The 13,996-nt window shown below is 57.0% G+C and carries 25 protein-coding genes; 6 read left to right on the top strand and 19 right to left on the bottom strand.

From position 1 onward, the window contains the following. From ACR0BK_RS12375 to ACR0BK_RS12350, 6 genes are all read left to right on the top strand, one after another. The coding region (locus tag ACR0BK_RS12375; protein WP_139204741.1) for an EF-Tu C-terminal domain-related protein at positions 1-95 on the top strand (95 nt) is incomplete at its 5' end. A gap of 240 nt (positions 96-335) precedes the next feature. Then, complete coding sequence (locus ACR0BK_RS12370) at positions 336-2,063, top strand: amidohydrolase (RefSeq protein WP_480554843.1); 1,728 nt, start codon at positions 336-338, stop codon at positions 2,061-2,063. A gap of 175 nt (positions 2,064-2,238) precedes the next feature. Further along, positions 2,239-2,553, top strand: a complete 315-nt coding sequence (gene rpsJ, locus ACR0BK_RS12365; RefSeq protein WP_008756422.1) for a 30S ribosomal protein S10 — start codon at positions 2,239-2,241, stop codon at positions 2,551-2,553. Positions 2,554-2,571: 18 nt separating this feature from the next. Beyond that, on the top strand, positions 2,572-3,297 hold the full coding sequence (gene rplC, locus ACR0BK_RS12360) for a 50S ribosomal protein L3 (RefSeq protein WP_171638102.1): 726 nt from the start codon (positions 2,572-2,574) through the stop codon (positions 3,295-3,297). Next, on the top strand, positions 3,294-3,911 hold the full coding sequence (gene rplD / locus ACR0BK_RS12355) for a 50S ribosomal protein L4 (protein WP_480474058.1): 618 nt from the start codon (positions 3,294-3,296) through the stop codon (positions 3,909-3,911). The genes rplC and rplD overlap by 4 nt, the downstream gene beginning before the upstream one ends. Beyond that, the gene (locus tag ACR0BK_RS12350) at positions 3,908-4,204 is read left to right on the top strand and encodes a 50S ribosomal protein L23 (RefSeq protein WP_170609990.1); all 297 of its coding nucleotides are present in this window, start codon (positions 3,908-3,910) and stop codon (positions 4,202-4,204) included. The genes rplD and ACR0BK_RS12350 overlap by 4 nt, the downstream gene beginning before the upstream one ends. 281 nt (positions 4,205-4,485) lie before the next feature. Here the strand turns inward: ACR0BK_RS12350 and ACR0BK_RS12345 are convergent, their stop codons facing one another. The 19 genes from ACR0BK_RS12345 to rplV all read right to left on the bottom strand — a co-directional run bounded on the left by ACR0BK_RS12345 (position 4,486) and on the right by rplV (position 13,994). Then, entirely contained in the window at positions 4,486-4,698 is a 213-nt protein-coding gene (locus ACR0BK_RS12345; RefSeq protein ID WP_209505835.1) for a DUF1127 domain-containing protein, read from the bottom strand. 247 nt (positions 4,699-4,945) lie between these two features. Continuing rightward, positions 4,946-5,773 (bottom strand): VOC family protein, encoded by an 828-nt coding sequence (locus ACR0BK_RS12340; protein WP_480554842.1) that lies wholly within the window; start codon positions 5,771-5,773, stop codon positions 4,946-4,948. A gap of 134 nt (positions 5,774-5,907) precedes the next feature. Beyond that, a complete protein-coding gene (gene rpmD, locus ACR0BK_RS12335; RefSeq protein WP_480496045.1) occupies positions 5,908-6,096 on the bottom strand; it encodes a 50S ribosomal protein L30 in 189 nt (62 codons plus the stop codon). A 12-nt stretch (positions 6,097-6,108) separates the two neighbouring features. Beyond that, positions 6,109-6,684 carry a 30S ribosomal protein S5 gene (gene rpsE, locus ACR0BK_RS12330; RefSeq protein ID WP_480554841.1) on the bottom strand — a complete coding sequence of 192 codons (576 nt, stop codon included), beginning with the start codon at positions 6,682-6,684 and terminating at the stop codon, positions 6,109-6,111. A gap of 186 nt (positions 6,685-6,870) precedes the next feature. Next, a complete protein-coding gene (gene rplR / locus ACR0BK_RS12325; protein WP_010437103.1) occupies positions 6,871-7,230 on the bottom strand; it encodes a 50S ribosomal protein L18 in 360 nt (119 codons plus the stop codon). Between the two features lie 11 nt (positions 7,231-7,241). Beyond that, positions 7,242-7,775, bottom strand: coding sequence for a 50S ribosomal protein L6 (gene rplF / locus ACR0BK_RS12320; RefSeq protein WP_039523384.1), 534 nt, complete (start codon positions 7,773-7,775; stop codon positions 7,242-7,244). A gap of 11 nt (positions 7,776-7,786) precedes the next feature. Then, a complete protein-coding gene (gene rpsH / locus ACR0BK_RS12315; protein WP_209505841.1) occupies positions 7,787-8,179 on the bottom strand; it encodes a 30S ribosomal protein S8 in 393 nt (130 codons plus the stop codon). A 13-nt stretch (positions 8,180-8,192) separates the two neighbouring features. After that, positions 8,193-8,498, bottom strand: coding sequence for a 30S ribosomal protein S14 (rpsN, locus tag ACR0BK_RS12310; protein ID WP_142639784.1), 306 nt, complete (start codon positions 8,496-8,498; stop codon positions 8,193-8,195). Positions 8,499-8,517: 19 nt separating this feature from the next. Continuing rightward, positions 8,518-9,078, bottom strand: a complete 561-nt coding sequence (rplE, locus tag ACR0BK_RS12305) for a 50S ribosomal protein L5 (RefSeq protein WP_480484777.1) — start codon at positions 9,076-9,078, stop codon at positions 8,518-8,520. Then, the gene (rplX, locus tag ACR0BK_RS12300) at positions 9,071-9,382 is read right to left on the bottom strand and encodes a 50S ribosomal protein L24 (protein WP_480484776.1); all 312 of its coding nucleotides are present in this window, start codon (positions 9,380-9,382) and stop codon (positions 9,071-9,073) included. The genes rplE and rplX overlap by 8 nt, the downstream gene beginning before the upstream one ends. Before the next feature lie 2 nt (positions 9,383-9,384). After that, positions 9,385-9,753, bottom strand: coding sequence for a 50S ribosomal protein L14 (rplN, locus tag ACR0BK_RS12295; RefSeq protein ID WP_005621870.1), 369 nt, complete (start codon positions 9,751-9,753; stop codon positions 9,385-9,387). Positions 9,754-9,828: 75 nt separating this feature from the next. After that, positions 9,829-10,059 (bottom strand): 30S ribosomal protein S17, encoded by a 231-nt coding sequence (rpsQ, locus tag ACR0BK_RS12290; protein ID WP_209505845.1) that lies wholly within the window; start codon positions 10,057-10,059, stop codon positions 9,829-9,831. A gap of 4 nt (positions 10,060-10,063) precedes the next feature. Continuing rightward, complete coding sequence (gene rpmC, locus ACR0BK_RS12285) at positions 10,064-10,270, bottom strand: 50S ribosomal protein L29 (RefSeq protein ID WP_209505847.1); 207 nt, start codon at positions 10,268-10,270, stop codon at positions 10,064-10,066. 202 nt (positions 10,271-10,472) lie between these two features. Beyond that, positions 10,473-10,976, bottom strand: coding sequence for a hypothetical protein (locus tag ACR0BK_RS12280; protein ID WP_480554839.1), 504 nt, complete (start codon positions 10,974-10,976; stop codon positions 10,473-10,475). Positions 10,977-11,160: 184 nt separating this feature from the next. After that, on the bottom strand, positions 11,161-11,367 hold the full coding sequence (locus ACR0BK_RS12275; RefSeq protein WP_480474053.1) for a cold-shock protein: 207 nt from the start codon (positions 11,365-11,367) through the stop codon (positions 11,161-11,163). Between the two features lie 253 nt (positions 11,368-11,620). Next, positions 11,621-12,241 carry a 2OG-Fe(II) oxygenase family protein gene (locus ACR0BK_RS12270; RefSeq protein ID WP_480496041.1) on the bottom strand — a complete coding sequence of 207 codons (621 nt, stop codon included), beginning with the start codon at positions 12,239-12,241 and terminating at the stop codon, positions 11,621-11,623. 236 nt (positions 12,242-12,477) lie between these two features. Continuing rightward, positions 12,478-12,891, bottom strand: coding sequence for a 50S ribosomal protein L16 (gene rplP / locus ACR0BK_RS12265; protein ID WP_267364819.1), 414 nt, complete (start codon positions 12,889-12,891; stop codon positions 12,478-12,480). Between the two features lie 12 nt (positions 12,892-12,903). After that, the gene (gene rpsC, locus ACR0BK_RS12260; protein ID WP_209505853.1) at positions 12,904-13,614 is read right to left on the bottom strand and encodes a 30S ribosomal protein S3; all 711 of its coding nucleotides are present in this window, start codon (positions 13,612-13,614) and stop codon (positions 12,904-12,906) included. Continuing rightward, entirely contained in the window at positions 13,614-13,994 is a 381-nt protein-coding gene (gene rplV / locus ACR0BK_RS12255) for a 50S ribosomal protein L22 (RefSeq protein ID WP_039538267.1), read from the bottom strand. Before rplV ends, rpsC begins: the two co-directional genes overlap by 1 nt. Between the last annotated feature and the right edge of the window lie 2 nt (positions 13,995-13,996).

Below are 13,996 nucleotides of genomic sequence, written 5' to 3'. Positions count from 1 at the left end.
TCGCACCGATCGCCATGGAGCAGGGCCTGCGCTTCGCCATCCGCGAAGGCGGCCGCACCGTCGGCGCCGGCGTCGTGTCGAAGATTACTGAATAATTCGCACAAGCGAATGAACCAACGAAAAGGGCTTCCCTCGGGACGCCCTTTTTTCGTTTTTGCCTAAGCTGATTGTAATGCTACTTCTCTCATATTGAGGCATCACAATTAGAAAGAGGTCACAGCATGCACTTATTGGCGCGTTCAGTTGGTCTAGTTGCTGCACTTGTTTATTTATCCACTTCAGCGTCCGCACAGCAGATCGCGGACAGGATTTATCTCGGAGGGCCTGTGTTAACGATGAACGATAAGGCTCCGTCCGCTGAAGCGGTCGCAGTCAAAGACGGACGCGTTCTTGCTGTGGGGTCGTTGTCTGATTTGTCGATGCATCGCGGTGAAGAAACCGAAACGTTTGACCTGGAAGGCCGCGCGATGCTTCCGGGTTTTGTAGATAGCCACGGTCATGTGGTCATGGGGGGGTTGCAGGCATTGTCCGCCAACCTTCTTGCGCCGCCTGATGGGAAAGTCGTTGATATCGCCAGTCTGCAAGCCACGTTGACTGACTGGGCCGACGAAAATGCGCAAGCCGTTGAACAGGTCAAAATGATCATCGGCTTTGGTTACGACAATGCTCAATTAAAGGAACTGCGCCACCCTACGCGACAAGAACTGGACATTGTGTCTGAGGACTTGCCGGTCGTTATCGTTCATCAGTCCGGGCATTTGGGAGTAGCAAACTCGAAAGCTCTAGAGTTGGCAGGCATCACAGCCGCTTCAAAAGCCCCTCCGGGCGGAGTGATTCAACGCGATGACGCCGGTGAGCCAAACGGTGTTCTGGAAGAGTATGCGTTCTTTTCGGTCCTTGTGCCCATGTTAGGAAATCTGGGTGAAGAAGGCCTGGCGGCATTTGCCAAAGCTGGAACCGAACTTTGGGCACAGTTTGGATACACGACCGGACAAGAAGGCCGAACCTCAGGAGAAATTGTTGACGTTCTCAAGAAAGTTGCCGCCGAAGATGGGCTCCCAATTGACGTGGTAGCCTTCCCGGATGTTCTTGAGGCCAGGGAATATATAGGTGCAAACACCTCCAAGAACTACGACGACCGGGTTCGGGTCGGGGGCTGCAAGCTAACGATTGACGGCTCGCCTCAGGGTTTCACGGCTTTGAGGGATCGGCCCTATTATGATCCAGTCGGAAGCTACTCCGCCGGTTATGCAGGGTATGCTGCTATTACGATGGAGCAGCTACAGGACGCCGTTAATTGGTGTTACGAAAATGGGTTCCAAATCCTTGTGCACTCTAACGGGGAAGGGGCTTCTGACATGCTGATAGCAGCTCTCGAAGAGGCACAGATGAAGTATGGCGACCCGGGGAATCGTCCGGTTCTGATCCACGGTCAGTTTCTAAGAGAGGATCAGGTTGCGAGTTTTAAACGCCTCGGCGTATTCCCATCGCTTTTCCCGATGCACACGTTTTACTGGGGGGATTGGCATCGTGATCACACCGTTGGGCCGGTCAATGCAGACAATATCTCACCCACAGGATGGCTGCTCGAGCGGGACATGATGTTTGGTACACACCACGATGCCCCGGTGGCCTTTCCAGATAGCATGCGTGTTCTTGCTGCGACGGTTACTAGACGCACACGCTCTGGAGATATTTTGGGGCCGCATCAAAGGGTCGATGTTATGACTGCCTTGAAAGCCATGACAATCTGGCCCGCTTGGCAGCATTTCGAGGAAGATGAAAAGGGGTCCATTGAGGTTGGCAAAGTTGCGGATTTCGTGATCCTGTCAGACGACCCCACATCCGTTGACCCAGAAACACTGGCGGAACTAGAAGTGCTTGTAACCGTGAAGGGCGACGAGATTGTTTATGAAGCCGAAGTGGGTGTCCGAGAGGGCAAATTGGATTACTCGCCGTTCTCAAATGATCCTGTGATTGCCCATCTGTATCTGCATGCGGTTTACCAAGGGATGAAGGTAGAAGACGCATGGCTAACCAATGGCGTGTCTGGCGGCGAATAAAACGGTGTTCTTTGTGACGTTTGCCCCTTGTCAAACCCCGCCAACCCCACTAATACGCGCAGGTTCTCAACAAGAACATCAAGGCGGGATGATTCCCGCCTTTTGGGTTCGATGAGGGTTGGCGATGCGCGTCTGTCCTCCTCTCAACCTCAACGCCTGATAAAAGGCTGTTATTATGCAAAGCCAAAATATCCGTATTCGGCTGAAGGCATTTGACTATCGCGTTCTGGATGCCAGCACGCAAGAGATCGTCAACACTGCCAAGCGGACCGGCGCGAATGTGCGCGGCCCGATCCCGCTGCCGAACAAGATCGAGAAGTTCACGGTTCTCCGTGGCCCTCACGTTGACAAGAAATCCCGCGACCAGTTCGAGATCCGCACGCACAAGCGTCTGCTCGACATCGTTGATCCGACCCCCCAGACTGTGGACGCGCTGATGAAGCTCGACCTGGCTGCTGGTGTGGATGTCGAGATCAAGCTGCAGTCGTAAGATCGGAGGGTATAGATTATGCGCTCTGGTATTATCGCAAAAAAAGTTGGCATGACCCGCCTGTTCATGGAAGACGGCAAGCAGATCCCTGTGACCGTTCTTCACCTGGACAACCTGCAGGTTGTTGCACAGCGGACCGCTGAAAAAGACGGCTACACCGCCGTTCAGCTGGGCGCTGGTGCTGCCAAGGCAAAACGCACCTCGAAGGCCATGCGCGGCCACTACGCCGCTGCCAAGGTCGAGCCCAAGCGCAAGCTGGCCGAGTTCCGCGTCTCCGAAGATGGCCTGATCGAAGTGGGAGCCGAAATCTCGGCCGAGCACTTCCTGGCTGGTCAGAAGGTAGACGTGTCGGGCACCTCGATCGGTAAAGGCTTTGCCGGTGCGATGAAGCGCCACAACTTCGGTGGTCTGCGCGCCTCGCACGGTGTGTCGATCAGCCACCGTTCGCACGGCTCGACCGGTCAGTGTCAGGATCCGGGCAAGGTGTTCAAAGGCAAGAAGATGGCCGGTCACATGGGTGCTGCCCGTGTTACCACCCAGAACCTCGAGGTTGTCAAAACCGACGCCGACCGTGGTCTGGTCTTCATCAAAGGCGCCGTTCCCGGACCGAAATCGGGCTGGGTCACCGTCAAGGACGCCGTGAAGAAGAAAGCACCGGAAGGCCTGCCTTTCCCGGCTGCTGTGAAATCGGCTGCAACCGAAGCACCTGCGGAAGAAGTATCCGCGGAAGGTGGTGAAGCATGAAACTTGATGTAATCAAACTGGACGGCGGCAAGGCCGGCGACATCGAGCTGGATGCAGACCTGTTCGGCCTCGAGCCGCGCGCGGACATCCTGCACCGTGTGGTCCGTTGGCAGCGCAACAACGCGCAGGCCGGCACCCACAAGGTCAAGACCCGCTCGGAAACCAGCTACTCGACCAAGAAGATCTATCGCCAGAAGGGCACCGGTGGCGCACGCCATGGTGACCGCAACGCGCCGATCTTCCGCAAGGGTGGTGTGTACAAGGGCCCGACCCCTCGTTCGCACGGCCACGACCTGCCGAAAAAGTTCCGCAAGCTTGGCCTGCGCCACGCTCTGTCGGCAAAAGCCAAAGCAGGTGAGCTGGTTGTGATCGAGAACGCCGAAGCCGAAGGCAAGACCGCCGCTCTGGCCAAACAGGTTGCAAACCTGGGCTGGAAACGCGCTCTGGTCATCGACGGCGCGACCGTGAACGAAGGGTTCCTGAAGGCGTCGCGCAACATCGAAGGTCTGGATATCCTGCCGTCGATGGGTGCAAACGTTTATGACATCCTCAAGCGTGACACCCTGGTGCTCACCAAAGCGGCTGTCGAAGCACTGGAGGCTCGTCTGAAATGAGCGCGAAGGCAGAACACTACGACGTGATCCGCAAGCCGATCATCACCGAAAAGTCGACCATGGCGTCCGAAAATGGCGCGGTTGTCTTTGAAGTGGCGATCGAAAGCAACAAGCCGCAGATCAAAGAGGCCGTTGAGGCGCTGTTTGGTGTGAAGGTCAAGGCGGTGAACACCACCGTGACCAAAGGCAAGGTCAAGCGGTTCCGCGGCCAGCTGGGCCGTCGGAAGGACGTCAAGAAAGCATATGTGACCCTGGAAGAGGGTAACACAATCGACGTAAGCACCGGTCTCTGATCCGAGGCTTTTAGCGACACTTTACGGCCCCGGTGGATCACTCCGCCGGGGCCGATTTCGTTTCAGGCGTCGAAGCTGGGGACGCGCGTCAGGGCAGGGCGGTCACACGCCCTCCAGCGGTCGCCTCAGGGCGGTTCTGACGTTTCGGGCTCATTGGCCGCCTCAACAGCCATCGCACCCTCTGGCGGCCTCTGAGCGGCCTGCAAGCGGGGCAGAGCCTGCAACGGATATAGAAAAGGCGCCGTTAAGGCGCCTTTGGGTCGTTTTAATTGTGTGCGTGGTTATGAGCAATATACGTGCCGGTGCGCGATATCTGCGATGTCGCAGCGGCGGATGCCGATATCGTCCAGCTCACGGTTGCTCAGACGCTGCAACTCGGTATAGGTGCGCTGATACTCAGCAGCACGAGCGCGGGCTGTTTTGATCCGTGTGATCATGTCAGCGATCCGGGTGCCGAAGTTGAAGCCGGTATGGGTCAGTGTCGCAGTTGTCATCTCTGTATTCCTTTCTCGTATCAGGGCGTATTCCCTGACGTTTCCTTTTGAGTTCCTTCATTGGACAAGGCAGAGATAGGAGCGTTTGCTATCGCTAACAACGCAGATTTTGGTCTAGCCGGTATGCATGCGGCGAATAACTTTCGCTGGTTGGATTGCTCGTAGCCTGGTTCCTGTTCCTATTGGCATGGATTTTGCAGTTGACCTGCGGATTGACTCGATGGCCATCTGCGGTTTGCAGCGACTTTCAGTTTGTTCCCAATACCGGACCCACCTGCTGAAATGCAAAATAAAGTCCCGTCGGATCACGAAACACACGCGGTGCATGCTGCGCGCTTTGCCGTGATCGAACACGCACTTCGGACGCTCCAAGCGTCAAAGCATCACGTACCGCATCCTCGATAGCGGTGACCTTAATTCCGGGTAGCCAGGCGCATCTTTCACGTATCTTTATATCTGGTGAAGCAACCACAGGAATATGTGTAAGCCACGGACCTGGCCCGGCCGCGCCTGGGCCATCCGTTTTCGAAGATGTTCGATCAAACAACGATTGGTAGAATTCAACTGGAAACTCTGGGCCTTCGCTCAGATAAACCTCTGTTGTGAACTGTTGTGTAGGTATCGGGTAATCGTGTTGTGAAACGGAAATGCCAAACCTGGCTCCCAAGGGGTCCAACAATAGGCAGTTTCGACCGACGCCGGGCACATCAAAGGGGCGCCGAATGATATGTGCGCCCAGCTTCTCGGCACGCTTTGAATACTTGTCAACATCGGGAACCTCGAAATAGGGAAGCCAGCCGGCATCAAAGCCCGCTGGAGTCTTGGTAAATCCACTTCCGGCTTCCCCATTCAAAAGAGCAAGAGTGAATTCCCCCTTTCCCCGGCCCCAGACATAGTCTTCTGTGCTTTCCTTAATGAAATCCCACGATGCTACACGGCCATAGAAAGCCTCGGAAGCGTTCAGATCAGGCGTAAAGAGGTCATGCCAAACGATCCGTCCTGTCTTATCCGCACTCACTTCAAGAACCTCCTGCGTGAAACACGCTGGATAGCCCATCATAATCCAATTGGTCATTGATACAGATCAATCTGAACATGGCGCTCCAGAAATCCGGGTTGGAGGAAGGAATCCCCAAGAAGCTGAAGTGCCAACAATAAACGCCCCCGAATTTACCGGAGGCGTTTTTGTTCTTTCCGATGAAGGCGGGCTTAGCCGCGTTCTTCGACGATCTCAACCAGATGCGGGATCTTGCGGATCATGCCGCGCACCGAAGGAGTATCCTCCAGCTCACGGGTTCTGTGCATCTTGTTCAGGCCCAGGCCGATCAGGGTTGCGCGCTGTTCGGCGGGGCGACGGATCGGCGAACCGACCTGTTTGACGACGATGGTTTTTGCCATGACGTGCTCTCCTTATGCTTCTGCTTCTGCTTCAGCAGCAGCCGGTGCTTCGTCCCGCTTGGGCAGGATGTCAGCAACCTTTTTGCCACGACGTGCGGCAACCGAACGCGGGCTCTGCTCTTTCTGCAGGCCGTCGATGGTGGCGCGGATCATGTTGTACGGGTTCTGCGAGCCCAGCGACTTGGACACAACGTCCTTGACGCCCAGCATTTCGAACACGGCACGCATCGGACCACCGGCGATGATACCGGTACCTTCAGGCGCGGCGCGCATAACCACTTTACCGGCGCCGTGACGGCCCTCGATGTCGTGGTGCAGGGTCCGACCTTCGCGCAGCTGCACGCGGATCATCTGACGCTTGGCTTGCTCAGTCGCCTTGCGGATGGCCTCAGGTACTTCTTTCGCTTTACCCTTGCCAAAGCCGACGCGGCCTTTCTGATCGCCGACAACCACCAGAGCGGCGAAGCCAAAGCGCTTACCACCTTTTACGGTTTTCGACACGCGGTTGATTGCGACCAGGCGATCTGCAAATTCCGGTGTTTCTTCACGGTCGCGGCCACGGCCCCGACGGTTTTCACGTTCTGCCATTTGGCATCCCTTTTCCTCTAGAGGCGCTTGCGGCGCCAATTACTCAATCGAAGTGAACCCGTGAATGACATTCTGGGGCTCCCCGATCATCGAGGCGGGCGGACCCGCCTTCAAAGTGCCGGTGCCGGGCTGAAGCCCGGCCTACGGCGTCGTATCCGGTAGGCCGGGCTTCAGCCCGGCACACCATCAGATCTTCAGGCCACCTTCACGCGCAGCGTCGGCGACAGCCTTCACTTTGCCGTGGAACAGGAAGCCGCCACGATCGAAATAGGCCTCTTCGACGCCTGCCTTCTTGGCACGCTCGGCGATGGCCGCGCCGACTTTCGTCGCCGCTTCGACGTTGTTCTTGCCAACAACACCCAGATCTTTTTCCAGGGTCGAGGCCGAGGCCAGGGTCACGCCACGTACGTCGTCGATCAGCTGAACAGAGATGTTCTTGTTCGAACGGTGTACGGACAGGCGCGGACGACCCGCGTTGACCTTGCGAAGTTTGTTCCGAACGCGCAGGCGGCGCTTCAGAAACAGGGTTCTTTTGCTGTTTGCCATTGTCTGCGTCCTTACTTCTTCTTGCCTTCCTTGCGGAAGATGAACTCGCCCTTATAGCGGATGCCCTTGCCTTTGTACGGCTCGGGGCGGCGCCACTCGCGGATTTTGGCCGCGGTTTCGCCCACCAGCTGCTGGTCGATACCTTCCACAACGATTTCGGTCTGCTTCGGTGCGGTGATGGTGACACCTTCCGGAGCCGTGAAATCAACATCGTGGCTATAGCCCAGGTTCAGCTTCAGGGTGTTGCCCTGCATCTGCGCCCGGTAACCAACACCCTGGATCTCCAGCTCTTTTTTGAAGCCTTCAGTCACACCGGTTACCAGGTTGGCAACCATGGTGCGGCTCATGCCCCACTGCTGGCGGGCACGCTTGGACATGCCGCGAGGGTCGATCTTGACCACGTTGTCTTCAACCGACAGCGTCACGTCGTCGGTGGCGGTGAAGCTGCGGGTGCCTTTCGGACCTTTGACTTCGATGGTCTGACCCGACACAGAGGCGGTTACGCCGCTGGGCAGCTCGACCGGTTTTTTACCAATACGAGACATTGCAGACCTCCTTAGAAGACGGTGCAGAGCACTTCGCCGCCAACATTGTTGGAGCGAGCGTTTGCGTCCGACATCACACCTTTCGGAGTGCTGACAATCGACACGCCCAGACCCTGACGGACCTGCGGGATGTCATTGACGCCCATGTATACGCGGCGACCGGGTTTCGAAACCCGCTTCAGTTCGCGAATGACAGGGGTGCCTTCGTAGTATTTCAGGCTGATTTCGATGGCCGGATGACCGTTTTCGCCGGTCGTCTTTTCATAGCCACGGATGTAGCCTTCGTCCGCCAGCACGTCCAGAACCCAAACACGCAGCTTTGACGCCGGAGTGGATACGGTGGATTTGCCGCGCATTTGCGCGTTGCGGATACGGGTGAGCATATCGCCGATAGGATCATTCATATCTATGTCTCCCTTACCAGCTCGATTTCACCATGCCGGGGATCTGACCAGCAGAACCCAGCTCGCGCAGCATGATACGGCTGACCTTCAGCTTACGGTAGTAAGCGTGGGGACGACCGGTCAGCTGACAACGGTTGTGCAGACGGGTAGCCGAGCTGTTGCGCGGCAGTTTCGCCAGTTTCAGACGCGCTTTGAAACGCTCTTCCATCGGCTTGCTCTCGTCATTCGCGATTTCTTTCAGCTCGGCACGCTTTGCGGCATATTTGGCCACCAGGCGTTCGCGCTTCTTTTCGCGTTCGATCATTGCTTTTTTAGCCATGTCTCAATCCTCCCGGCGCTTACGCGTTGAACGGCATGTTGAATGCTTTCAACAATGCCTTTGCTTCAGCGTCGGTTTTCGCTGTGGTGGCAATTACGATATCCAGGCCCCAGACCTCGTCGACCTTGTCGAAGTCGATTTCCGGGAACACGATGTGCTCTTTCATGCCCATGGCAAAGTTGCCACGACCGTCGAAAGAAGGCTTAACACCGCGGAAGTCACGAATACGCGGCATTGCGATCGTGATCAGACGATCCAGGAATTCGTACATCCGGTCACCGCGCAGGGTCACTTTCGCACCCAGCGGCATGTCTTCCCGGACGCGGAAACCCGCGATCGACTTCTTCGCCTTGGTTGAAACGGCCTGTTGACCGGCAATTGCAGTCAGATCCTCGACAGCAGCTTTCGCTTTCTTCGAGTCTTTGACGGCCTCGGCACCACAGCCGATGTTCAGAACGATTTTTTCCAGCTTGGGCAGCTGCATGTCGTTCTTGTAGCCGAACTCTTCTTTCAGAGCGGCACGGATGGTCTCGGCGTACTGCGCTTTCAGACGCGGGGTGTAGGTTGCGTTATCAAGCATCGATCACGTCCCCTGTGGTCTTGGCGAAGCGAACTTTCTTGTCGCCTTCCACGCGGAAGCCAACGCGGGTTGCTTTGCCGTTCTTGTCCAGCAGTGCCAGGTTCGAAAGATCGACCGGCAGAGCTTTGGGCAGGCGGCCGCCTTGCGAGGTTTGCGACTGGCGGGTGTGGCGGATGGCGATGTTGATGCCATCGACCACAGCTTTGCCGGCTTTGGGGTCAACCGAGGTGATAGTTCCCTCTTTGCCCTTGTCCTTGCCGGACAGCACGACGACCTTGTCGCCTTTGCGGAGTTTAGCAGCCATGATTACAGCACCTCCGGAGCCAGCGAGATGATTTTCATGAAGTTCTTCGCGCGCAGTTCACGAACAACGGGGCCAAAGATACGGGTACCTACGGGCTCGTTGTTGTTGTTCAGGATGACGGCGGCGTTGCGATCGAAACGGATCGCGGTGCCGTCTTCGCGACGGACTTCCTTGGCGGTGCGTACGACGACGGCCTTACGGACGTCACCTTTCTTTACGCGGCCGCGCGGGATGGCTTCCTTCACCGAGACGACAATGATGTCGCCAACGGAGGCGTATTTACGCTTGGAACCACCCAGGACCTTGATGCACTGAACTCGGCGTGCGCCAGAGTTGTCAGCGACATCCAGATTGGTCTGCATCTGGATCATGTGGTTTCTCCCGACCTGTGGGGGCTGGTCTGATTAAATCCCCCAGGGTTTCGACAAATGAAAAATCCCGGAAGCTTACGCTTCCAGAACTTCCCAACGTTTCGTCTTCGATTTCGGCGCGCATTCGATGATGCGTACAGAGTCGCCGACCTTGAAGGCGTTCTTTTCGTCATGAGCCCGGTATTTCTTGGACTTACGAACGGTTTTGTGCAGCAGCGGGTGCTTGAAACGGCGCTCGACCAGCACGGTGATGGTCTGTTCGTTGGCGTCGCTGGTCACGGTGCCTTGCAGGATACGCTTGGGCATCTGATTACTCCTCGGATGCCGCAGCAGCGGCCTTTTCGTTCAGGATGGTTTTGACGCGGGCAGCGTTGCGGCGGGCCGCTTTGATGCCAGCAGTGTTTTCCAGCTGACCGGTTGCCTGTTGAAAGCGCAGGTTAAAGCTTTCTTTCTTCAGGTTGACCAGTTCCTCGCGGAGCTGATCAGGGGTCTTGTCACGCAGTTCTTGGGCGTTCATCGCCTTTTCCTTTGCTCAAAACACCAGAAGGCCCCGTACTCGGGTCACCTTTGACCTGGTGGATGAATGATAGACATACGAATCGCCCGACAACGCCGGGAGACCGCAAGATGCCGCTCTATAGGGGGTTAGGGGTGGGGTGGCAAGGGAAAGTTTGCCATGCGGGAACAGGGAATTTCCCGAAATCAAAAACCCGCTTGTGTCACCGTGTCAGACCCTGGCTATTTGCCACTCTGGTCAATACGGACAGCATCTCGGAAACCTCTTCCGGCGAAAGACGGCCATGACCGTCCAGGAACGCTCCGATGTCACGCCCGGTATATCGCCCCGTCAGCTTCCCTTCGTCAAGGATCAGATTGTTTCGCACAAGCTCCACGGCGGTCACATGGCAAATACGGCATTTCTCGATGAAGACACCGCCCGAGTCCCGGATAATCCGGAAATGAGCAAGCAGTACCTCGGCCTTGTCCGTAGTCACCCCGCCATGACCGGAGCGCAAGTAATTTTCGACCGCCCGTCCGGACCGGGCTCCGACCAGCACACCATCTGACACACCAAGCTCATCCCAAACGAAATCACCGGAATGGGGGGCGTGGCATCCGGCACAGCTGTCTTCGTAGATGCGGTGCGGGTTCGCAACTTGCCCCACAGCACTTGTCGTGCAGGCAATTGTCGCAACCAGAACGAATGAGAATAGGGCTTGCATCGTAAATGCCTGACCAAAGCCTGAACAATACACCTCAACATGACGGGCGGGTGCATAGCTTGGATTCTATCGTGTGTCTGAACCCAATGGAATGATTGAGATCAGATGGCTCAAATTCGCTTTTACGAAAAACGCGGCCCCGTTTGCACGAGACCGCGTCTGCAACTGTCTAAGTCTGGGCGACTTACGCCAGAGCGATGTTCACAGCCGACTCGCGGCCGTCACGGCCGGGCTCGATGTCGAATGTTACTTTCTGGTTGTCGGCCAGACCGGTCAGACCCGAGCGTTCGACAGCAGAGATGTGTACAAACACGTCTTTGCCACCGGTCTCCGGTGCGATGAAGCCAAAACCTTTAGTTGTGTTGAACCATTTTACGGTGCCATTGGCCATATCCGTATTCTCCAAATAATTGCTGTCCGCGGAATTGCGACAGCGCGGCGTGGTCGGTCTGGATCGAGAGACTGAACGCCGAATATCGGGAGACAGTGGTCGAAAAAGAAAAACGTAAGCGTGTCTCACATGGTCCATGTCGGCACATATTGCAAGTGTTATCGAAAACTCTTTGTGAATCGTGATTGGTAGGGGGCCGCCCGTTCGTCTCGCAAACGCTACACTGAACAACTACCGTGCAATGAGCTGATGCTCACTCCCACTTATAGTTGAAACTCACTGAAATCCGCTCTTCCTCGGCCATGTTCATCGGCACCTCGTGGCGCAGCCAGCTTTCCCACAGCAGAACATCGCCCACCTGCGGCTTCACATAGATGAAGGGCTGCAAATCGCGTCGCCCGCCTTTCAGCCGCGTCGGCGCGGCCATCATGCGGCCTGAGCGGGGGTCTTCCAGCTTCAGCGCGCTCGCGCCTTCGGGCATCGCCACATAGGTGGTGCCGGAAATCACACTGTGCGGGTGCAGATGGCTGGAATGCATGCCACCCTCGGGCAGGATGTTGATCCACAGGTCTTCCAGCTTCAGCTCACCCTCACCCAGATCAAACTCCAGATCCTTGGCAAAAGCCGCCACATGGCTGTCCAGCGCTTTGACCAGATCGGCGAATATCGGAAACCGCCAGGGCAGGTCGGTCAGCGAAGCATAGCTGGTGTAACCGGGATAGCCGTTTTCTTCGCACCAGTCCTGACCGGCCTCGTCATCCTCGGCGATGACAAGGCACGAGCTTTCCAACTCCTCCGCATCGATCGGGGGACCGAACTCGGACAAAGAGGCACGATAGAGGCGGGTGACGAAGAGTGATTCAATCTGTGGCATGGCGCTGTCTTAAACCAGCCGCGCGGTGAAGGCGATGGCTGTTTTGCGAGGCTCTGCCTCGCGCTCCGGGATATTTGCAGCCAGATGAAGAACGGATCCCCTGCTTCATCTGGCCCAAAATATCCCGGGGGAGGCGCGCGGCACGCGCGGCGGGGGCAGAGCCCCCTAAAGAAAAACCCCCGCCGGTGTTCCAACGGGGGTCAATCTTGTCACGAGCGGGGGTGCCCCCGGATCGCTTACCAGTCTTCGCGAACCACGACGCGGGTCTTGATCGGCAGCTTCATCGCAGCCAGGCGCAGGGCCTCGCGGGCGATGTCGTCATTGACGCCGTCGATCTCGAACATCACGCGACCGGGCTTGACCTTGCAAACCCAGCGGTCGACCGAACCCTTACCTTTACCCATACGAACTTCGATCGGCTTTGCCGTGACCGGAGTGTCGGGGAAGATGCGGATCCAGACACGGCCCTGACGCTTCATGTGACGCGTCATGGCACGACGTGCAGCCTCGATCTGGCGTGCGGTTACACGCTCAGGCTCAATCGCTTTCAGGCCGTAGGTGCCAAAGTTCAGATCAGAGCCGCCCTTGGCTTCGCCCTTGATCCGGCCTTTGTGCAACTTGCGGAATTTTGTACGCTTTGGTTGAAGCATATCTTTCCCTCCTTAGCGACGACCGCCACCAGCACCACGAGGTGCAGGGCCGTCCTGGAGTTCCTGTGCTTTACGGTCACGTGCCTGCGGATCGTGCTCCATGATCTCCCCTTTGAAGATCCAGACCTTGATCCCGATGATCCCGTAGGGGGTCATCGCTTCGGCATGTGCGTAATCGATGTCGGCGCGCAGCGTGTGCAGCGGCACACGGCCTTCGCGGTACCATTCGGTCCGTGCGATTTCGGCACCACCCAGACGGCCAGCGACGTTCACCCGGATACCCAGGGCGCCCATGCGCATGGCGTTCTGTACGGCACGCTTCATCGCGCGGCGGAACGAAACACGGCGTTCCAGCTGCTGAGCGATCGACTCGGCAACCAGCTGACCGTCAAGCTCGGGCTTGCGCACTTCGACGATGTTCAGGTGCAGTTCGCTGTCGGTCATCGCAGCCAGCTTCTTGCGCAGGACTTCGATGTCCGCACCTTTCTTGCCGATGATGACACCCGGACGTGCGGTGTGGATCGTAACGCGGCACTTCTTGTGCGGACGTTCGATGATCACACGGGCAACACCGGCCTGCTTGCACTCTTTCTGGATGAACTCACGGATCTTGAGGTCTTCCAGCAGAAGATCACCGTAGTCCTTGGTATCTGCGTACCAGCGGCTGTCCCAGGTGCGGTTGACCTGAAGGCGCATGCCGATCGGATTGACTTTATGTCCCATTAGGCTTGCTCCTCAACTTGACGCACCTTGATGGTGATCTCCGAGAACGGCTTCATGATCTTGCCGAAACGGCCACGCGCACGCGGGCGACCGCGCTTCATGACCAGGTTCTTGCCAACCCAGGCTTCGGCGACGATCAGCTCGTCAACGTCCAGGTTGTGGTTGTTTTCGGCATTCGCGATTGCGGACTGCAGGCACTTCTTGACGTCCTGCGCGACGCGCTTGTTCGAGAAAGTCAGGTCGGTCAGGGCCTTCTCGACTTTCTTGCCGCGGATCATTTGCGCTACCAGGTTCAGTTTCTGCGGGCTGGTGCGAAGCATGCGCGTTTTCGCCATTGCTTCGTTTTCAGCCACGCGGCGGGGGTTCTTTTCCTTGCCCATGA

This window comes from Ruegeria sp. AF1, from assembly GCF_056542125.1.
Note: the sequence above shows the minus strand (reverse complement) of the source record. Positions and strands in the feature narration are given on the sequence as shown.

Bases quoted from the DNA above. Each gene is read 5' to 3' on its own strand.
- rplE (WP_480484777.1), bottom strand. From the start codon at position 9,078: ATGCTTGATAACGCAACCTACACCCCGCGTCTGAAAGCGCAGTACGCC.
- rplV (WP_039538267.1), bottom strand. From the start codon at position 13,994: ATGGGCAAGGAAAAGAACCCCCGCCGCGTGGCTGAAAACGAAGCAATG.
- rpsH (WP_209505841.1), bottom strand. From the start codon at position 8,179: ATGAATGATCCTATCGGCGATATGCTCACCCGTATCCGCAACGCGCAA.
- rplX (WP_480484776.1), bottom strand. From the start codon at position 9,382: ATGGCTGCTAAACTCCGCAAAGGCGACAAGGTCGTCGTGCTGTCCGGC.
- rplN (WP_005621870.1), bottom strand. From the start codon at position 9,753: ATGATCCAGATGCAGACCAATCTGGATGTCGCTGACAACTCTGGCGCA.
- rplC (WP_171638102.1), top strand. From the start codon at position 2,572: ATGCGCTCTGGTATTATCGCAAAAAAAGTTGGCATGACCCGCCTGTTC.
- rplP (WP_267364819.1), bottom strand. From the start codon at position 12,891: ATGCTTCAACCAAAGCGTACAAAATTCCGCAAGTTGCACAAAGGCCGG.
- ACR0BK_RS12345 (WP_209505835.1), bottom strand. From the start codon at position 4,698: ATGACAACTGCGACACTGACCCATACCGGCTTCAACTTCGGCACCCGG.
- ACR0BK_RS12270 (WP_480496041.1), bottom strand. From the start codon at position 12,241: ATGCCACAGATTGAATCACTCTTCGTCACCCGCCTCTATCGTGCCTCT.
- ACR0BK_RS12280 (WP_480554839.1), bottom strand. From the start codon at position 10,976: ATGCAAGCCCTATTCTCATTCGTTCTGGTTGCGACAATTGCCTGCACG.
- rpsQ (WP_209505845.1), bottom strand. From the start codon at position 10,059: ATGCCCAAGCGTATCCTGCAAGGCACCGTGACCAGCGACGCCAACGAA.
- ACR0BK_RS12340 (WP_480554842.1), bottom strand. From the start codon at position 5,773: ATGACCAATTGGATTATGATGGGCTATCCAGCGTGTTTCACGCAGGAG.
- rpsC (WP_209505853.1), bottom strand. From the start codon at position 13,614: ATGGGACATAAAGTCAATCCGATCGGCATGCGCCTTCAGGTCAACCGC.
- rpmC (WP_209505847.1), bottom strand. From the start codon at position 10,270: ATGAACGCCCAAGAACTGCGTGACAAGACCCCTGATCAGCTCCGCGAG.
- ACR0BK_RS12370 (WP_480554843.1), top strand. From the start codon at position 336: ATGAACGATAAGGCTCCGTCCGCTGAAGCGGTCGCAGTCAAAGACGGA.
- ACR0BK_RS12350 (WP_170609990.1), top strand. From the start codon at position 3,908: ATGAGCGCGAAGGCAGAACACTACGACGTGATCCGCAAGCCGATCATC.
- rplF (WP_039523384.1), bottom strand. From the start codon at position 7,775: ATGTCTCGTATTGGTAAAAAACCGGTCGAGCTGCCCAGCGGCGTAACC.
- ACR0BK_RS12275 (WP_480474053.1), bottom strand. From the start codon at position 11,367: ATGGCCAATGGCACCGTAAAATGGTTCAACACAACTAAAGGTTTTGGC.
- rpmD (WP_480496045.1), bottom strand. From the start codon at position 6,096: ATGGCAAAAACCATCGTCGTCAAACAGGTCGGTTCGCCGATCCGTCGC.
- rplR (WP_010437103.1), bottom strand. From the start codon at position 7,230: ATGGCAAACAGCAAAAGAACCCTGTTTCTGAAGCGCCGCCTGCGCGTT.
- rplD (WP_480474058.1), top strand. From the start codon at position 3,294: ATGAAACTTGATGTAATCAAACTGGACGGCGGCAAGGCCGGCGACATC.
- rpsN (WP_142639784.1), bottom strand. From the start codon at position 8,498: ATGGCTAAAAAAGCAATGATCGAACGCGAAAAGAAGCGCGAACGCCTG.
- rpsE (WP_480554841.1), bottom strand. From the start codon at position 6,684: ATGGCAGAACGTGAAAACCGTCGGGGCCGTGGCCGCGACCGTGAAGAA.
- rpsJ (WP_008756422.1), top strand. From the start codon at position 2,239: ATGCAAAGCCAAAATATCCGTATTCGGCTGAAGGCATTTGACTATCGC.